Below are 18,414 nucleotides of genomic sequence, written 5' to 3'. Positions count from 1 at the left end.
ATCGCCCGTCCGACAGACCCGCCAAATGACCCCGAACATGAGCTATATCGAAGCAACCGACACCTCCCTACGCAAGACCGGCCAGATCAAGCTGCACGGACAAAGCGGCTTTGTCGGCATGCGCAAAGCGGGCGCGCTGGTGTCGAAATGCCTCGATGAGCTCACCGACATCGTCAAGCCGGGGATCCCGACCTCCAAGATCGACCAGTTCGTGCGCGAGTTCGCCTTCAGCCATGGCGCCTATCCGGCGACGCTGATGTATCGTGGCTATCGCTATTCGACCTGCACCTCGCTGAACCATGTGGTCTGCCACGGCATGCCCGGCGACCGCCCGCTGAAGGAAGGCGACATCGTCAATATCGACGTGACCTTCATCGTCGACGGCTGGTATGGCGATTCCAGCCGCATGTATGCGGTCGGGCCGATCGCGCGCAAAGCCGAGCGGCTGATCGAGGTGACCTATGAGGCGATGATGCGGGGCATCGCCGCGGTGAAGCCCGGCGCCACCACCGGCGACATCGGCCATGCGATCCAGAGCTATGTCGAGCCGCAGGGCATGAGCGTGGTGCGCGATTTCTGCGGCCACGGTCTCGGGCGGATGTTCCACGACGAGCCGAACATCATCCATGTCGGCCGGCCCGGCGAAGGCGTGGCGTTGAAGCCAGGCATGTTCTTCACCATCGAGCCGATGATCAATCTCGGCAAGCCGCATGTGAAGATCCTGTCCGACGGCTGGACCGCGGTGACGCGCGACCGCTCGCTGTCGGCACAGTTCGAACATTCGGTCGGCGTGACCGCCGATGGCGTGGAGATCTTCACGCTGTCCCAGCGGAGCGGCGAGAAGCCGTGGACGGTGGTCTGATCAGTCATCGCCGCCCATGCGTCGCGTGAGCTCGGCCGGCTCGTAATTCTCCCCGATCGACATCGCGCAGATGCGGGAGAGATGCACATAAGGCAGCTCGGTCTCCTTGGCCCAGGCGTTGAACTGCGCCTGCACCTTGGCGAGATCGCCTTTCGACTTCACCTCTTCCGCGATATCGAGGCCGGCGTCGCGCAGGCAGGCGACGACATCCCTTGATGTGACAAAGCCGTCCCAGCCGAGGAAACGCAGCAGGATCTGGCCGGTATTGCCGCCGAGCCGGCTGCCGCGCTTGAGCAGAAGGTTCAACAGCCCGATTTCGTCGGAGGACGGCCAATCGCCCAAGAATTTGCCGAAGCTGCCGTGCTCAGCCGCGATCTCCTGCACGAAGCGGGCGTTGTCACGCACCGACATGATCTTGGCGCCGTTGCGCACGATGCGCGCATCGCTCGTGAGCCGCTCCCAGAATTCATCCGGCTCGAAGGCGAGCTTCTCCACCTGGAAACCGAGGAAGGCCTCCTCGAAGCCCGGCCATTTTGCGTCGATCACGCTCCAGGCAAAGCCGGCGCAGAACACCCGCTTCGTCATCTCGGCGAGAACGCGATCGTCTTTCAGCTTAGCCAGAGATTTCGCGTTCGGCGCCGGCGGCAGCAGCTTCTCCAGCGCTTTCGCGCCGCCCTTGCGCTTCTCGGCCCGCGCCCGAATAGCCCTAAACGACGTCACGCGGCGAGACCTCTTTGCATTGGCAGGGACGGACGATCATAGCGTGACGCACGCCGTGATGCCAATGCGGCGGATCTCAGCCGCCCCTGATATGCTTCAGACGCTCGACGGCCTCCTTCACCAAGGTCTGCATCAGCGCCTTGGCCGGGAGCTCGCGGGCCAGCGCAGCGCCCTGTCCTGCCCAGATCGGGGTGAAGTCGCGGCTGCCCTTCCGCTCTGCCGCGGCCCGCAGCGGTGCCAGCTCGCCCATCGGCAACGGAAAATCCGGTGCAGCGTCGGACAGAGGGCCGACCTCGGCGACGAAGCGGTTGACCATGGCGCGCGCCGGCCGGCCGGAGAGCACGTTGGTCATCACGGTGCCAAGCTCGCGCGCCTGGCGCAAGGCGTCGCGGTGCAGCGGCGGCGTCGCCGCCTCGGGGCAAAGCAGGAAAGCGGTCCCGATCTGGACTCCGGAGGCGCCGAGGGCAAGAGCGGCGGCGATGCCGCGCCCATCGGCGATGCCGCCGGCGGCGATCACGGGCACGCTGACCGCGTCAGTGACCTGCGGCACCAGCTCGAAGGTGCCGAGCTGCGAAGCGACCGCCCAGTTCCGGTCGCGATCGAGGAACGTGCCCCGGTGGCCGCCGGCTTCATAGCCCTGGGCAATGACTGCATCCGCGCCATGGTCTTCCAGCCAGCGCGCTTCCGCAACCGTCGTCGCCGACGAGATCACCTTGCAGCCTGCCGCCTTGATCCGTGCCAGCAATGGCGGTGCAGGCAAGCCGAAATGGAGGCTCACCACCTCCGGCCTCGCGTCCTCGACGAATTCGCACATCGCACTGCCAAACGGCGCAAGATCGGTGCGCGGCGGCGGTGTCGCATCGTCAATTCCGAGCTCGCGATAATAGGGTGACAGCGTCTCGTGCCACGCACGCTCGCGCCCCGCATTGGCCTTCGCCGGCTCGTGGCAGAAGAAATTGAGGCTGACCGGCTTGCTGGTCAGCCGCCGCATCTGTGTGATCGCATCGGCGGCGCGCTGCGGGTCCATGGTGGCGCAGCCGATCGAGCCGAGGCCGCCGGCATCGGCGACGATGGAAGCGAGCTCAACCGTGGCGAAACCCGCCATCGGCGCCAGCACGATCGGATGTTCGATTCCAAACAATTCAAGCAGACGACGGTCGGACCACATCTCGCATCTCCTAGCCGCGACCGGCGGACCAGCCGCCATCGACATGCAGGATCTCGCCGGTGACGAAGGCTGCCTTCTCCAGATACATCACGGCATCGACGACCTCCTGCGTCGTGCCCATCCGACCGATCGGCTGCAGCCCGGCGAGAAAACCATGCGCCTCCGGCGAATGCATCGGCGTGCTGATCGCGCCCGGCGAAACGGCATTCACCCGGATATTCCGGGGCGCATATTCGATCGCGAGCGAGCGCGTGATCGCGTTGAGCCCGCCCTTGGTCAGCGCCGCAAGACCCGCTGCGAGCGATGTCATCGGCTGTTCGGCGATCGTGGCGGTGATGTTGACGATGTGGCCAGAACCCGTCTGCAGCATTCTCGCTGCGACCTTCTGGGTCAGATGAAAGAATCCGGCGAGATTGACCGCGACCATCTTTGCGAAATCGGCGGCGGAATATTCGGTAAAAGGCTTGGCAATGAACACGCCGGCATTGTTGACGAGCGTATCTATGCGCCCGAAACGCTCGATCGCCAGCTTAAAGATGCGCTCGGCCGTCTCGGGGTGTGCAATGTCGCCCTCGATCATGAGGACCGACGGATCATCGCTCTTGCCGATCGAACGGGCGGTGGCCACGACGCGGTAGCCGTTTTCGCGATAGGCTTTCAGCAATTCCGCGCCAATGCCGCGTGACGCGCCGGTGATGATGACGACCTTTCGCTCTGATGTCATGTTCGCTCCTCGCAATTGCCTGGGGTTTATCGGAGCGATAGATGCACCATGCGACCGGACGCGGCTTTGCCTCGGTTGCTCAGCTTTTGTCATTTCTTGCCGCTGTCAGGATCAGCGGACGCAGATCGGTTACATCCGTAACAAATCAGGCCGCGACGCTGCGGCGGTACTGAGCGGGCGTCAGGCCGGTTGCCTGCCGGAACGCGCGGGTGAAATTGGCTTGGCACGAAAATCTGAGCCTGAGCGCGATATCGGCCAGCGGCTGCTCCCTTTGTCCCAGCAATTCCTTGGCACGTTCGAGCCGCCGGGCGCTGACGTAACGATGCGGCGATCGGCCGACGGCTGCCTTGAACGCGCGGGCGAAATGAAACTGGCTCAGGCACGCGATCGATGCCAGATGGCCGACCGTCAATTCGCCCTCCAAATTCGTCTCGATGTAATCCAGCACACGCGCCAGCCTGCGCCGGTCAAGTCCCTCGCGGGGTGCGAGGAAGTCGAGCGATAGCTTGCCGAAATGGTTTTGAACCAATCTTGCGGCCAGACTCGAGGCCAGCGTCTCTGCGAGGAGCCGGCCGGCAGACGTCTCGCGCTCCAGCTCGGAGGTGAGTGCATAGGCGATCTCGGCCAGAAGCGGATCGCGAAAACTGCTTTCATGACGCAGCGACGTCACAACGCATGGGGCGAGCCCCTCGCCAAAGCTCTCCCGCGAAAACCGGCTCGGCGGCAGATAAATGTGCAGGACCGCCGGAACGGGATCGGACAAATCGATCAGGCCATGCTCGGCCACCGGCGGCGAAACCCAGATCGTCCCACGTTCGGAGACGCTGCGATCGGTGATGCCATACCTCTCGCGCGTGACCACGGACCCATTGCCCCGGACGTCGATGCAGATTTCGATGTCCGGCTGCGGGCTCTTCCAGGCGATCGTGCCACTGCCGTGGCTGCGAAGCTCCGCTGTGATGCCCGACCAGCCCCGATCGGTGGAAGACGCCAGAAGCCCCGAGGCGCCGTAGCTTCCGAAACCGTGTGCCCCTGGCGACGCCGGTTGCTCTGGTTGAGATGCGAAGTTGAGCTTTTTATGGGTGGAATTCATTCGACATAACCCGATATCCGGCAATCGACGAAATCCCCAGCCACCACAATGTGGCCGGCTCGCAGCCAAATCGCAACGATTGCTGGCCGCCCATCACGCGGAAGCGATCAAGACCGGCCGGTCTTCTGGCGCATGTCGAAGGCTTCGATGCGTCCGCGGCACTTCATGGTTGCAAAAACCGCGCGGCACGGCATGTTTGGCGCCGATGCCCGCCAAGACCAACACAGACCAGCCCGCCGAGACGCCGCATTACCACGGCCATCGGGAGCGCCTGCGCGAACGCTTCCATAGCGCCGGGCCCGACGCGCTGAGCGACTATGAACTGCTCGAGATGGCGCTGTTTGCCTCGATCCCACGGCGCGACACCAAGCCGCTCGCCAAGGAATTGCTGAGGCGCTTCGGCTCGTTTGCCGAGGTGATCCATGCGCCCGTCGCCCGCCTGCGCGAGGTCGAGGGCATCGGCGAAGCCTCGGTCAACCAGCTCAAGCTGATCGCGGCCGCCGCGAGCCGGGTCGCCAAGGGCGAGGTGAAGCGGCGCAAGGCGTTGTCGTCATGGAACGACGTGCTCGACTATTGCCGCTCGAGCATGGCCTTCGCTGACAAGGAGCAGTTTCGCCTCCTGTTCCTCGACAAGCGCAACCAGCTCATTGCCGATGAGGTGCAGCAGATCGGCACCGTCGACCACACGCCGGTCTATCCACGCGAAGTGATCAAGCGCGCGCTGGAACTGTCCGCCACCGCGCTGATCCTGGTGCACAACCACCCTTCCGGCGACCCGACGCCGTCGCAGGCCGACATCCAGATGACGAAAGCGATCATCGACATCGCCAAGCCGCTCGGCATCTCCGTGCACGACCACATCATCGTCGGCAAGAACGGCCACGCGAGTTTGAAGGGGATGCGGCTGATTTGAATCCATGCTGGTTTCAGCGCCCCGGTTTGCCCTGACGGTCAGCTACGTCGACCAATACGTACCGCCGGCTTACCTCCTACTGGTACTTTTCCTCGAGGTCGGCCCCTCGGCACGGCCGATCCAGCCGAGAAGAAACTGGGAGAGAGATTCCAATGAGAGCAAGAACCGAAATCACAGCAGACCTTCAACGACTGGGCGTCCAACCGGGAGATCTCGTGATGGTCCATGCCTCGTTGAAGGCCATCGGTAGTGTCGAGGGCGGCGCGGCCACCGTCGTCGACGCTCTTCTCGACGCCGTCGGGCCGACGGGTACTGTAATGGGCTATGCCTCATGGGACCGATCACCGTACGAGGAAACATTGAACGGCGCTCAGATGGACGAAGAACTCCGTCGCACCTGGCCTCCGTTTGACCCTGCAACCTCTGGAACATATGCGGGCTTCGGCCTGCTCAATCAGTTCCTTGTCCAGACCCCCGGTGCGCGACGTAGCGCACATCCGGACGCATCGATGGTCGCTATAGGTCCTCTCGCAGAAACTTTGACAAAGTCTCATCACCTTGGTCAGGCGTTGGGAAAAGGCTCGCCCCTCGAACGTTTTGTCAAGCTGGGCGGAAAAGTTCTTCTGCTAGGCGCTCCGCTGAACTCAGTTACCGCACTGCACTATGCCGAGGCTATTGCCGATATTCCTGGTAAACGCCGCGTGACCTATGAGATGCCGCTACTTGGCCCCGATGGTCAAACCGTCTGGGAGTGGGCCGAGGATTTCGACTCGAACGGCATCCTCGATCGCTTCGCGGTCGACGGAGAGCCTGACGCGGTCGAAACGATCGCGCATGCATACGCTGCCCTCGATCGGCACCGGATTGACCGAGTAGGAGACGCATCCTGCTACCTGTTCGACGCGCAGGACATCGTTTCCTTTGGCGTGACCTATCTTGAGCGCCGTTTTGGCCGGACGTCGTCGCCCTTGGATGATCCCCGAAGCGACTAGCCTTTCAAACGACATTTGCAGCATAGGCCATGATCAATGATCATTCTGACCAAATCTGCTCTAGTACATGATCCGAGAGGAGCAACGACATGGAATGGACATCCGACCAGGACCGGATCGACTGGAATGCGCTGTCGGAGCTCTATCGGATCGCTCCGCTGGGCGACAAGAAACCGGAGGAGCTGAAGCGCGCGTTCGGAAACAGCATGTACAAATGCTTCGCGTTCGACGACGGCATCCTGGCCGGCGCAGGACGCGCCGTCGCTGATGGTGTCGATTGCTCCTACATTTGCGACATCGCCGTCCATCCGCATTTTCAGGGGCGAGGCCTCGGCAAGGAGATCGCGACGCGATTGCGGGATCTGTCGCGCGGCCACAGGAAGATCATCCTGTACGCCAATCCCGGCACCGAGGCGTTCTATGAGAAACTCGGCTTCCGGCGCATGCTCACGGCGATGGCCATCTTCAGCAGCGAGGACGCCGCGATCAAGAAGGGCTTGATCGCGGCCTCGGCTTAGAGCGTGGTGCCATTGGTTGAGTCGGCAGCCGGTTCACTTTGCATTTCCCGCTTGTCACGCTTACGGCCCAGCGCCGGCGACGAACAGCACGTCGACCCAGTAGTTATTGGCGCCGAAGGTATTTGTCGGGAAGCTGCTGCTGGTGCCGTAGACATAGACACCATTGCCTCCGCTGCTCGCGCTGGCCGGCGCCGTAAGTGCGCCGTTGACATGGTCGGCGGCGAAATAGTTGGAGTCCGCCGAGTAAAAGCCGTTGCAGTGATAAGAAGCGACGTAGATCGTGTTGGCGGTCAAAGCCACCGGTGTAGCGAGATTGACAGTTTGCCAGCCGCCGGGGGTCTCGTTGGTGGATGTCGCGCTGGCTAGCAGGGTCCCGGTCTCAGTCCATAGGTTGACGATATGCGGACCAGTGTTCTGCGGCCCTTTGTAAAAGAGAATCGCAAAGACGAGGCCGCCGGCCGACGTCTCGAACTTGACCCCAAGTTCGACCGCATTGGAATCGTTGACCGTGATGTTTGCCGGTGTGGTCGTGGCGGTGAAGAGGCTGACGGCATTGGAGGGGAGAACAGTCAGTGAGACGGTTGCCGAGGCGGTTCCTCCGTGGCCGTTGGTGATTGTGTATGTGAAGCTCGCCGCTCCGAGGTAGCCGCTGGTCGGCGTGAAATCGACCACTTGCGTCGTTGCATTATAGCTGACCGTTCCGTTGGTCGGGGCGCCGACGCTCGAGATCGACAGGGCAAAGCCGTTGGGATCGGAGTCATTGGCCAGAATCGTAGCGGCCGGAATGGCAAGGACTGTATTCTGGAGCGTTGTAAATCCGCTGTCGTTGTTCGCAACGGGAGGTAGGTCTCCGCTGCCACTCGGGTTGAAAAGGACATCGACCCAATAGTTGCTTGCGTCGAAACTGCTGGTTGGGAAGCTGCCGCTGGCGCCGTAGGAGAAGACTCCATTGCCGTTACTGCCGGCGCTGTTGGGGGCCGTGAGCGGCCCACTGGTATGGTCAGTGGCGAAGTAGTTCCCGTCCACAGAATAGAAGCCGTTGGTGTGATAGGAAGCGACATAGATCGTATTGGCGGTCAAGGTCACCGGTGTGGTCAGACCCACGGTCTGCCAACCACTCGCGGTTTCGTTGCTGGATGTTGCACTGGCCAGCAGGGTACCCGTCGAGGTCCACAGATTGACGACATGCGTGCCTGTGTTTTGCGGACCCTTGTAGAAAAGAATTCCGAGGACCTGGCCGGCAACGGATGTCTCGAACTTGACCCCGAGTTCGACCGGGTTGGCGTCGCTGACTGTGATCGTTGCCGGTGTCGTCGATGGACCGAACAGGCTGACGGTGCCGGCACTCACGGTCAGCGATACGGTCGCGGAGGCGGTGCCGCCATGGCCGTTGGTGATTGTATAAATGAAACTGGCTGTCCCAAGGTAACCGGTCGTCGGCGTGAAGCTAACGACTTGCGTTGTTGCATCGTAGCTTACAGTTCCATTGACCGGGCTGCTGACGCTTGAGATGGATAGTGTGTAGCCATTTGGATCCGTATCATTAGCCAGGATCGAGGCGGCCGGAATGGACAGGACGGAGTTCGGAGGGGTGATAAAGCCTCCGACGTCATTCGCGATGGGTGGCAGATTCCCGGTTCCACCAGCGCGGTTGAATACCAGATCGACCCAGTAATTGCCTTTCAGATTTGAGCTCGCGGGAAAAATGCTCGTCGATCCATAGGCAAATACACCATTGGCGCCGGCGGCCGGTGCGCGCAGCGGACCCGCGCTCCGCGTATTGAGAAAGTAGTTCAAGTCCGCAGAATAGAGGCCCGTAGCGGTGTGGTACGACGCAACGTATGTCGCGCCTGCATTGACAGTGACCGGAGTCGGAAAATTGACCTGCTGCCAGCCGTTTGACGTTTCACCGGAGAAGGCCGCGGTTGCAAGCAACGTTCCGTCAGCGCTCCAGAAATTGCCGACGTGCGGGCCGGTGTTGAGCGGCTCCTTGTAGAAACGGATACCGCTGACAGTGCCGGCAGCGCTGATCTGCACTCGGATACCAAGCTCTATTGCCAGGGGATCGTTGGCGAGTACCACGAACGGCGCATCAGTAGGCGTGAAAAGGCTCACGACCGCTCCAGGTATAACGCTTACGGTTACACCGGCGGCGGGTGTCTCCATATTGAGGCTGTCGTCGACAGCCCGGGACTTGATGGTGAACGTGCCCGGCTGCAGTGGCCACCACGTGTATGTCCAGTTCGTGGTGCCTGTGGCCGGGTGCCAGGTCGTTCCGCCGTCGGTCGAGACCTCGACGACCGCAACCAGCCCATCGACATCTCCAGCGGTGCCCGAAATCGTCACCGCTTGCTGCTGGACAAGGCTTGCACCTGAAGCGGGAGTAGAGATCGTCGAGACCGGTGGCGTGTGATCCGTTGATGCGCTGGCGGCAACGAGGTTGGTCTGCAGGGTTTGCGGCTGCACGCCCATGTCCGCAAACACGTTCACCATGGCCTGCTGTACGTTGGGATCCTCGGGCGTCGGCCCCACACTGCCAAGGTTGCAGTAGTCGTGCGTCGTGTCGAGGCCAAAAGACAGGAAGACCGTTCCCGTACCGAACACGATTGCCCCGCTCGGTGCGCGATACAGGACGAGATTATGTGTCGCAGTCCGGGCGCCGGTGGTGTTGCCATAATCGAGCAGATAGGTGTCCACCGGAAGGACCGTCGATGACACTGCAATCAATCCGCCCGGCCGGAAGCCGTTGTCAGGCGCTTCGTCCCATTCGTAGCCAAGCATGCCGATTGCCAGAGAGCTGGTCGTGCCGGCTTGCACCGCCGTATTCCGCCAGAATCTGAACTGTGCGAGGTTCGAGGGAATCGTGATCGCGTCGCCGCGAAATGAATCCACCTGGAAGATGGTGCCGGTCAGCGCATTTTCAGGACGTCCTCCATCGGACGGAGGGCTGAAGCTCGGATCGCGCCAGGTGCCGGTCCACTCCGGCGTCGGATCGATTTTTGCGGCGGCGTGGGTTTCCTTGTAGCAGACGAGAATGCGGTTCGCCGTGCCGTTCGCATCCGCTTCCCATCGCGTTTTCCAGTAAACCTCGTTGCCGCTCATGAAGATGAGATGCACGCCTGCATCACGTGCGGCCTCTACATTGGTCCGGAGATCGCCGGACCAATATTCATCGTGTCCGACCGACATGAACACCTTGTAGTTCGTCAGCGGGATGTTGCCCGGCCCCGCGTCGACGGTTGAGATGTAGGTCACATCGTATCCGTTTCGCTCGAGCCAGCGAATTGCCGCATATTCCGCGCTGAACACGAAATCCTGCGGGCCAGCATATAGCCCAATGCCGTCACGAGTACCGAAGGGCCGGTTGTAGCTGACTTTGAAAGCGCGCCCGTCACCACTCTGCGTCGCATTTCCTCCATACAGGCTTGCACCGCCCCAGCCGTTGTAGGCATGCCATGTGGTGTCGCAGGTCTTGAAGACGATGTCCCGCGCCACACCGTCATTGCGGACGACAAAGGTAATATGGCTTTCGCCGGCTGTCGTGTCCTGACGGACAAGCTTTGCGATATACACGCCGGAGACCGCCGTCGCGGGGACGGTCCACGTGACGGTGACGTTCCAGTTGGCGGCATCGTACAGACCGATCGACGGATCACCGTCCGGTTGCGACGGCTGGATCGACGCGGTGTTCTGCTGAATGGACGTTACGAAACGAGCGCCGGCGCCGCCGTAATAGCCAAGGCGATAGATGTCGATCCGGTAGTTCGTCGAATCGGTATTGATCTTGAAGCCGATCTGGCTTCCACTATTGACGCTGATGCTGGTGGCGAAGCCTTCGATATTGGTGGCCGCCGGACCGCTGAGGTCCCATACTTCTTGAGGGGTGCCGGTGTTCTGGTTTTCGATAACGATCGGATTTGGTGCCATTTGCTAGCATCTTTGCTGTGGGAAACGTGACTGCAATAAATCGTCGTCTGCAAAGCTTGGTATCGAACGACTACTCGAGCGTTCATTAATCGACGTTCACAATCTAGTGCGATTGCGATGGCGCCGTGACACCACGTTCGATTGTTGAGAGACTAACCGCCGGCCCCAGAGGTTAACCGATCAGTCAGGGAGTGATGATCCGATGCAAGAACGACCGACTTGGACCGAAGGCAAAACCTGGTTGTATCGCGGTTATCAGGTCACGCACGCTCGTGACGGAAAAAGCCTGGAGATCCGCAAAGGTAGCGAGCCGCCGATGAAAAGCCTTGCCAAGCCGGTCACATACAAGGAGGTAACCGACTACATCGACAGACTCCATCCCTCGGCGCCCTGACCAGATTCCCCGGTCGGGGTACATCAGTGTTGTGATTGTGTGCGGAGCTTCGAGAGAGAAACACTCGGATCGTTCGCATCGCCGAAGAGTTACGGCCCGACCCAACGCCGCACCGCATCCATCGTGTCTGCAGGCGACGCGTTGAAACAGATGGAGGCCTCCGGTGCCAGCCGGTGCACGAGGTTGATGATCTTCTCGAACAGCAGCAGTTGCTCGGCGGGCTCGCGCAGGCCGGCGCCAATGACAACGCAGTCGAACCGCTTCGACTCGAGCGCCATGGCCACCACCTGCTCCGCCGTATCGCCGAGGTCGACCAGGCAGGCGTCCGCCTCATAGCCGTGGCTGCGCAACTGATCGATCTGCGCGTCGATATAGTTCCTGATGAGGTCCGGCGTGAGCTGCGGAAAGGCGCTGAAATCCGCGAATGCGGGATCGATGCCAATTGCAAGCACGGTCGTCGCCATAGCGCGCTCCTGGTCCGAAGAAGCCGGATCGAGACATGAACAGCCAACGCCGCACACGCCAAGGGCGTTCCTCGTCCCAGCACAAGGACAGGTGAGAGCGGGTGAAGAACTGCTCGAAGAAAGCGCCGAGCACGCGGTTTTGCGTGTTCGGCCGCGACGCAATATCGGAGCTCGGCAATTTTGCCAGCGGTAGCGGGATATTTAAGGGACCGTTCACACCATGCTGAGAAGCTTCTGGTGACATTTGGAATTTTGATTCGCCGATCATGAATACCAGATCGACAATTGCGTCGCCTGGCCCGCCAACGCAGGAACCCAGACATGTTTGGAAGCCGGAAATCGCGTGCCGGTGACATTGCCAAGACTGCCGCCGACGTCATCACTGCCAACCTGATGATCGCAGATGCGTCACTGACCATCACCTACATGAATCGTGCGGTGACCAGGCTGCTCACCGACGCGGAAGCCGATATCCGCAAGCAGCTTCCGGGCTTCTCGGTCGGCAAGCTGATCGGCAGCAGCATCGACATGTTTTACAGGGATTCCGCCGAGCGCCACGCGCTGGCGCAGTTGAAGACGCCGCAGCGGGAGACCATCAGGTTCGGTGGCCGTGCCTTTGATCTCATGATCACGCCGCTGACCACCGACGACGGGCAGCGCGCAGGCTTCGCCGTGGAATGGTCCGATGCTTCGATCCGGCTGCAGAACCTGGACTTCCGGGCGCAGACCACGGCCATTGGCCGCGTCCAGGCGGTGATCGAATTCAATCTCGACGGCACTGTCATCACCGCCAATGAGAATTTCCTGCGCGCGCTCGGCTATTCGCTGGCCGAGATCCAGGGCAAGCACCACAGCATGTTTGTCGAGGCGTCATTCCGCGACAGCCCGAACTATCGGGAGTTCTGGCAGAAGCTGAACCGGGGCGAATTCGAGACCGGCGAATTCAAGCGGATCGGCAAGGGCGGCAGGGAGGTCTGGATTCTCGCGTCGTACAATCCGGTGTTCGACGAGAACGGCAAGCCGTTCAAGGTGGTCAAATTCGCCACCGACGTCACCGAGCAGAAGCTGCGCAATGCCGATTTTGCCGGCCAGATCGCGGCCATCGACAAGTCGCAGGCCGTGATCGAGTTCGCGATGGACGGCACGGTAAAAACGGCGAACGCGAATTTCCTGAAGACGCTGGGCTACACGCTGCACGACATCCAGGGCCGTCACCACAGCATGTTCGTCGATCCGGCCGAGCGTGACCTGCCTGCCTATCGCGAATTCTGGGCTGCGCTGAATCGCGGCGAATACCAGACCGGTGAGTTTCGCCGCGTCGGCGCCGGCGGACGCGAAGTCTGGATCCAGGCCTCCTACAATCCGATCATGGATCTCAATGGCAGGCCGTTCAAAGTCGTCAAATACTCCTCCGACGTCACCGCCCAGGTGATCGCGCGACTGAAGAGCGAGCGCGTCCGCGGCATGATGGAGCAGGTCGCGGCCGGCGCCGAGGAATTGAATGCCTCGGTGCGCGAGATCTCGGAGGCGATGGTCAAGTCGAAGGAAACGGCTGCGGCCGCCACCGACCATGTGCAATCCGCCGACCACCAGGCGCAGCGGCTGACCGCCGCGGCCGCCTCGATGAGCGGCATCCTGCAGATGATCGGCGACATCACCGGCCAGATCAACCTGCTCGCGCTGAACGCGACCATCGAATCCGCACGCGCCGGCGAGGCCGGCCGTGGCTTTGCGGTGGTCGCCGCTGAAGTCAAGAACCTCGCCAACCAGGCCAAGCAGGCGACCGACAAGATTGGCGTCGAGATCGACTCGCTCAATGGCATTTCCGTCGACGTGGTCACTGCGCTGGGCACGGTCCGCCGCTCGATCGAGGCGGTGGGAGAATATGTGACGTCGACCGCGGCCGCAGTCGAGGAGCAGAGCGTCGTCACCGGCGAGATGTCGTCGAGCATGCAGCGCGCCGCCAACGAGGCCGCCGCCATCGGGTGATAGTAGCGGATCGCCACGGGCGCGGATCGCGAGATCAGGCGAGTTGGTACCACGTCGGAGGTGCCTTACCTCTCCCCATCGGGGAGAGGTCGGATCGCATCGCAAGATGCGATCCGGGTGAGGGGGATGAACTCCATCGTGGGACCGTAACCCTTCGCCCGGCGCTGCGCGCCGACCTCTCCCTGTGGGAGAGGTGAACAACGGCGGTCACGCCGAGTCAAACAAGAGTCGTCACGCCCTGCGGCGCCGCTACTGATCACGCAGCATGATCAGGGGGTCGGCGGTGTCGGGAACCTTGCGCCACTGCGCATTGTCGTCAGCCTCGAACTGCCAGGTCTCGCCCTTCTCGGACATCAACAGCATCTGGCCGTGATCGAGCCGCCAAACCGTCGGCGCGAATGCGGTCACCGCCGGATCGCATTTCGGCTTCAGGAAGACCTGGAAATTGTCCTGGCCGGCTTCGGTGTTGGTCAGCGTCAGGCCGCAGATCGCCTGTCCGTTGCCGCGCACCATGGACCAGTCTCCGATCATCTGGTCCATCGATTTGGCGAGCGCGCGGGCCGCGGCGAGGTTTTGCAGAATGTAGACGCCCTCGCCGGTCCGGTGCCCCTCGAAGATGCCGCTCTCGACCTCGGTGAAATCGATTACCGGCTCGCCAGCCGCATTCTGCAGCCGCACGATGTCGAGGCCCTTGATGTTCCAGGCGGCGATGTCCTTGGTGAAGGGCAGCGCCGCCGGACAGGAAGGCTCGAGCTCGAGCTTGAGGCCTTGCGCCGTGGCATCGCCCTTTAGCGTCACGACGCAGGTCTTGCTGCGCTCAGTGGTGGCAAGCTCCCACTGCCCGATCATTTCCTGTTTCAGCGACGAGGCATCCTGGGACGACGCAGGTCCAGCGCCGCCGGCAATTGCCAGCAGCACGGCCACGACGCTGAAACGGCGGACTGACATCGACGATCCCTGATCAACATCCCTTTACCGGGGTCTCCGCAACCGGCGTGAGCGGCGGCTTGCCGGCGAACCAGCTCTTGAGATTGTCGACCACGAGCTGGTCCATGGCATTGCGCGTTACCACGGAAGCCGAACCGATATGTGGCAGCACCACGACATTCTGCATCGACTTCAGCTCGTCCGGCACGTTCGGCTCGGTGGCGAACACGTCGAGACCGGCGGCCAGGATGGTCCCCGATTTCAAGGCCGCGATCAGCGCCGGCTCGTCCACGACCGAACCTCGCGCGACGTTGATCACCACGCCCCGCGGGCCGAGCGCCTTCAACACCTCGGCATTGATCATTTTCGCAGTGGAGGCGCCGCCGGGCACGATCACGACAAGCGTATCCACCGCCTTCGCCATCTCGATCAGGTCGGGATAGTGCTGGTAGGACACGCCGGCCGCGGGATTGCGCGAATGATAGACGACGGGAACGAGCGAAGCCTCGAGCCTGCGGCCGATCGCCTGCCCGATCCGACCCATGCCGACGATGCCGACCTTGCGGTCGCGCAGCGAGCCGACGCTCAAGGGATAGTTCTGCGTCTGCCAGAGGCCGGAGCGCACGTAGCGGTCGGCCTTGATGAATTCGCGCAGGGTCGCGATCAAAAGGCCCATGGCGACGTCGGCCACCTCCTCGGTCAGGACGTCGGGCGTGTTGGTAACGATGATGTTGTGCTCACGCGCATAGGCGGACTCGACATGGTCGTAGCCGACGCCGAAGCTCGCGACGAGCTCGAGCTTCGGGAATTGCGCCAGCACGGTCCTGTCGGTCGACACGGTGTGATAGGTCACGGCCATGCCGCGGATCCTGGCCTTGGTCTCCGGCGTCAAGCGTTCGAGATCGGCGCGGTTTTCCGCAGTGTGCAGGATGAACTGATCGGGAAAGCCATTCTGCAGAATGGGACGGATCGGCCCGTAAACCAAAAGGTCGATCTTGTCAGAAGAGATAGTTGCAGCCATCAGCTTTCCTTTCCAAGCGCGCTCTCGTGCCAGCGCCGCAATACCAGGTGCGAAATTAGCGCCAGCACCCCATAGATGACAATCCCGGCGACCGAGAGCAGGAACAACGCCGCAAACATACGTGGAATGTTGAGACGATAGCCGGACTCGGCAATGCGGAACGCGAGACCGGAGCCTGCGCCCGCGGTGCCGGCCGCGATCTCGGCCACGACGGCGCCGATCAGCGACAGGCCGCCCGCGATCCTTAACCCCCCGAGGATGAACGGCAACGCCGCGGGCAGTTTCAGAAAGCATAACGTCTGCAGCCGCGTCGCGCCGTAGAGCTGGAACAATCCGGCGAGGTTACGGTCGACCGAATTGAGCCCGAGCGTGGTGTTGGACAGGACCGGAAAGAAGGCGACGATCCAGGCGCAGACCACCACCGCGGTCTGTTGCTGCAGATAGATCAGAAGCAGTGGCGCGATCGCAATCACCGGCGTGACCTGCAGGATCACCGCATAGGGGAACAGCGAATATTCCAGCCATTTCGACTGGTTGAACAACAGCGCCAGCGCGATGCCGCCGATCGCGGCCGCCACGAAACCTTCGAGCGTGGTCAGCAGCGTGACGCCCAGCGATTGCGACAGCACCGGCCAGTCGCCAATCAGTGTCTGGAACACCGCCACCGGCCCCGGCAGCACATAGGGCTGGATATTGTTGACGCGAACGATCGCTTCCCACAGCAGGATAGCAGCCGCGAAGACGACGACCGGCAAGAGCAGGCGAACCGCATGCCGCGAGGACTTCATGCGCCGGCCTGTCCCGCGTAGGCCGGCGCCAGTGCGCCGGAGACCTGGCGGCAGAAGCCGGCATATTCGGCGGAGGTGCGGAATTCCTCGCCGCGCGGCTCGGTCGCGCTGATGCGAAACTCCGCGCCGATCCGCCCCGGCCGCGCCGTCATCACGATCACGCGCTGCGAGAGATACACCGACTCGAATACCGAATGGGTGACGAAGATCACGGTCTTGTGCAGCTTGCGCCAGAGCGCCAGCAGATCGTTGTTGAGGCGGAAACGCGTGATCTCGTCCAGCGCCGCGAACGGCTCGTCCATCAGGAGAATATCGGGATCGGTGACCAGCGCCCTGGCCAACGAGACGCGCATCTTCATGCCGCCGGACAGTTCGCGCGGATAGGCGTGTGCGAATTCGGCGAGCCCGACCTGCGCCAACGCCTCGTCGATGCGCGCATCCGCCTCGCTCGTCGGCGCATGGGCAAGCTTCAGCGGCAGGCGGACATTGTCACGCACGCTCGCCCACGGCATCAGGGTCGGCTCCTGGAACACGAAGCCGATCGAGTGATGACCGCGTACTTCCGCCGCGAGATGCGAGACGCTGACGGTGCCGGCGGTCGGCGCCGCAAGGCCAGCGATCAGCCGCAGCGCAGTGGATTTGCCACAACCCGACGGCCCGACCAGCGTCACGAATTCTCCCCGCTTGACCTCGAGATCGAGCGGGCCGAGCGCCGCGACGCCGCTGTCATAAACCTTCGTGACCCCACGCAGGCTCACCGCAAGCGAGGAGCCGGCGTCCAGTTCGCTCGGGGCTGGCTCGGCCATCACGAGAGCTCTCTTCGCGCTCAGTTCTTCGGCCGCAGGTCGAGCCCAACGCCCTTGTTGACGAAGCGCAGCGTATAGGCCTGGCGGAAGTCGATATCGGAGCGAACGACGCCGGCCCGCACCATCTTGTCGAAGAAGCTCGCCATCCGCTCGTCGGTCATGGCGCCGATGCCGTCCTTCAGGGAGTCGCCGGAATCGACGATGCCGTATTCCTTCATCTTGTCGATGGAATAGCTGAGCAGTTCGTCGGTCATTTCCGGATTGAGCTTCTTGATCATGGCATTCGCAGCGGCATTGTCGCCGTAGAGATAGTTGTACCAGCCGATGATGGAGGCGTCGACGAAGCGCTGCACGAGATCGGGCTTCTTCTCGACCATGTCGCGGCGGGTCTCGATCAGGGTCGAATAGGTGTTGAAGCCGTAATCGGCGAGCAGGAAGATACCGGGCTTGAAGCTTGCGGCCTTCTCCACCGCGAACGGCTCCGAGGTGACATAGCCCTGCATCGCGCTCTTCTTGTCGACGATGAAGGGCTGCGGGTTGAAGGTGTACGGCTTCACCTTGCTCTCGCTGAATCCGTATTCGGATTTGAGCCACTGGAAGTAGGTCGTCATACCCTCCTTCGAGACGAGCAGCGTCAGCGGCTTCAGATCCTCGAGCTTGGTTGCCTTGATGTCAGGATGGGTCAACAGCACCTGCGGATCCTTCTGGAACATCGCGGCGACGGCGACCAGCGGCACGTTGTTGGTGACCGCGTCGAAGGATTGCAGCGAGTTCGCACTCATGAAGAAATCGATCTTGCCGGCGATCAGGAGGATGCGATTGTTGTTGTTGGGACCGCCGGGAACGATGGTGACGTCGAGGCCGTATTTGTTGTAGGTGCCGTCGGCCACCGCCTGGAAGAAGCCGCCATGCTCGGCCTCCGCGACCCAGTTGGTGCCGAACGAAACCTTGTCCAGGGTCTGGGCCTTTGCGGGCGCAAAGGCCGCAACCAGGCCGCACACGGCTATGGTTAACGCTCGCAGCAAAAAGGCCCGCTTCATGGTTGGACTCCGTCGCTGGTTATGGCCCATGATGGGTGATGGACGCCGAATGCGCCCGCGGCAGGGCC

17 protein-coding genes are annotated in these 18,414 nt (G+C 62.1%); 6 read left to right on the top strand and 11 right to left on the bottom strand.

Annotated elements, in window-relative coordinates; translation table 11 throughout:
* Positions 1–37 precede the first annotated feature (37 nt).
* Positions 38–862, top strand: coding sequence for a type I methionyl aminopeptidase (map, locus tag AC5ZG1_RS15585; protein ID WP_028163378.1), 825 nt, complete (start codon positions 38–40; stop codon positions 860–862).
* Here map and AC5ZG1_RS15580 read toward each other — a convergent pair whose 3' ends face one another.
* The 4 genes from AC5ZG1_RS15580 to AC5ZG1_RS15565 all read right to left on the bottom strand — a co-directional run bounded on the left by AC5ZG1_RS15580 (position 863) and on the right by AC5ZG1_RS15565 (position 4,567).
* Positions 863–1,582, bottom strand: a complete 720-nt coding sequence (locus AC5ZG1_RS15580; protein WP_456640620.1) for a DNA-3-methyladenine glycosylase I — start codon at positions 1,580–1,582, stop codon at positions 863–865.
* A 76-nt stretch (positions 1,583–1,658) separates the two neighbouring features.
* The gene (locus tag AC5ZG1_RS15575; RefSeq protein ID WP_496133401.1) at positions 1,659–2,750 is read right to left on the bottom strand and encodes an NAD(P)H-dependent flavin oxidoreductase; all 1,092 of its coding nucleotides are present in this window, start codon (positions 2,748–2,750) and stop codon (positions 1,659–1,661) included.
* Positions 2,751–2,760: 10 nt separating this feature from the next.
* On the bottom strand, positions 2,761–3,474 hold the full coding sequence (locus AC5ZG1_RS15570) for an SDR family NAD(P)-dependent oxidoreductase (RefSeq protein WP_208829207.1): 714 nt from the start codon (positions 3,472–3,474) through the stop codon (positions 2,761–2,763).
* A 145-nt stretch (positions 3,475–3,619) separates the two neighbouring features.
* Complete coding sequence (locus tag AC5ZG1_RS15565; RefSeq protein ID WP_496133400.1) at positions 3,620–4,567, bottom strand: AraC family transcriptional regulator; 948 nt, start codon at positions 4,565–4,567, stop codon at positions 3,620–3,622.
* Between the two features lie 205 nt (positions 4,568–4,772).
* Here AC5ZG1_RS15565 and radC point away from each other — a divergent pair, with 205 nt between their 5' ends.
* The 3 genes from radC (at position 4,773) to AC5ZG1_RS15550 (ending at position 6,990) form a co-directional block, all read left to right on the top strand.
* Positions 4,773–5,480: a RadC family protein gene (radC, locus tag AC5ZG1_RS15560; protein WP_496133399.1), complete on the top strand. Its 708-nt coding sequence runs from the start codon at positions 4,773–4,775 to the stop codon at positions 5,478–5,480.
* Between the two features lie 152 nt (positions 5,481–5,632).
* Positions 5,633–6,472 (top strand): aminoglycoside 3-N-acetyltransferase, encoded by an 840-nt coding sequence (aac(3), locus tag AC5ZG1_RS15555; protein ID WP_496133398.1) that lies wholly within the window; start codon positions 5,633–5,635, stop codon positions 6,470–6,472.
* Positions 6,473–6,561: 89 nt separating this feature from the next.
* A complete protein-coding gene (locus tag AC5ZG1_RS15550) occupies positions 6,562–6,990 on the top strand; it encodes a GNAT family N-acetyltransferase (RefSeq protein WP_496133397.1) in 429 nt (142 codons plus the stop codon).
* Positions 6,991–7,050: 60 nt separating this feature from the next.
* Here AC5ZG1_RS15550 and AC5ZG1_RS15545 read toward each other — a convergent pair whose 3' ends face one another.
* Entirely contained in the window at positions 7,051–10,917 is a 3,867-nt protein-coding gene (locus AC5ZG1_RS15545; protein WP_496133396.1) for a DUF4082 domain-containing protein, read from the bottom strand.
* Positions 10,918–11,119: 202 nt separating this feature from the next.
* On the opposite strand from AC5ZG1_RS15545, the gene AC5ZG1_RS15540 reads away from it, so the two are divergent.
* Positions 11,120–11,311 carry a hypothetical protein gene (locus tag AC5ZG1_RS15540; RefSeq protein ID WP_130225277.1) on the top strand — a complete coding sequence of 64 codons (192 nt, stop codon included), beginning with the start codon at positions 11,120–11,122 and terminating at the stop codon, positions 11,309–11,311.
* 89 nt (positions 11,312–11,400) lie between these two features.
* On the opposite strand, the gene AC5ZG1_RS15535 is transcribed toward AC5ZG1_RS15540, so the two are convergent.
* The gene (locus tag AC5ZG1_RS15535; RefSeq protein WP_028163370.1) at positions 11,401–11,775 is read right to left on the bottom strand and encodes a hypothetical protein; all 375 of its coding nucleotides are present in this window, start codon (positions 11,773–11,775) and stop codon (positions 11,401–11,403) included.
* Positions 11,776–12,096: 321 nt separating this feature from the next.
* Here AC5ZG1_RS15535 and AC5ZG1_RS15530 point away from each other — a divergent pair, with 321 nt between their 5' ends.
* The gene (locus AC5ZG1_RS15530; RefSeq protein ID WP_496133395.1) at positions 12,097–13,764 is read left to right on the top strand and encodes a methyl-accepting chemotaxis protein; all 1,668 of its coding nucleotides are present in this window, start codon (positions 12,097–12,099) and stop codon (positions 13,762–13,764) included.
* Positions 13,765–14,013: 249 nt separating this feature from the next.
* Here AC5ZG1_RS15530 and AC5ZG1_RS15525 read toward each other — a convergent pair whose 3' ends face one another.
* The 5 genes from AC5ZG1_RS15525 to AC5ZG1_RS15505 are packed head-to-tail and all read right to left on the bottom strand — an operon-like array spanning position 14,014 to position 18,346.
* Positions 14,014–14,712 (bottom strand): AprI/Inh family metalloprotease inhibitor, encoded by a 699-nt coding sequence (locus tag AC5ZG1_RS15525; RefSeq protein ID WP_208829217.1) that lies wholly within the window; start codon positions 14,710–14,712, stop codon positions 14,014–14,016.
* A gap of 13 nt (positions 14,713–14,725) precedes the next feature.
* Positions 14,726–15,712 (bottom strand): 2-hydroxyacid dehydrogenase, encoded by a 987-nt coding sequence (locus AC5ZG1_RS15520; RefSeq protein WP_496133394.1) that lies wholly within the window; start codon positions 15,710–15,712, stop codon positions 14,726–14,728.
* Entirely contained in the window at positions 15,712–16,500 is a 789-nt protein-coding gene (locus AC5ZG1_RS15515; RefSeq protein WP_208829218.1) for an ABC transporter permease, read from the bottom strand. The genes AC5ZG1_RS15520 and AC5ZG1_RS15515 overlap by 1 nt, the downstream gene beginning before the upstream one ends.
* On the bottom strand, positions 16,497–17,306 hold the full coding sequence (locus AC5ZG1_RS15510) for an ABC transporter ATP-binding protein (protein WP_496133393.1): 810 nt from the start codon (positions 17,304–17,306) through the stop codon (positions 16,497–16,499). The genes AC5ZG1_RS15515 and AC5ZG1_RS15510 overlap by 4 nt, the downstream gene beginning before the upstream one ends.
* Before the next feature lie 20 nt (positions 17,307–17,326).
* A complete protein-coding gene (locus tag AC5ZG1_RS15505) occupies positions 17,327–18,346 on the bottom strand; it encodes an ABC transporter substrate-binding protein (protein WP_496133392.1) in 1,020 nt (339 codons plus the stop codon).
* Between the last annotated feature and the right edge of the window lie 68 nt (positions 18,347–18,414).

The sequence above is a fragment of the Bradyrhizobium sp. Leo78 genome, from assembly GCF_059512425.1.
Note: the sequence above shows the minus strand (reverse complement) of the source record. Positions and strands in the feature narration are given on the sequence as shown.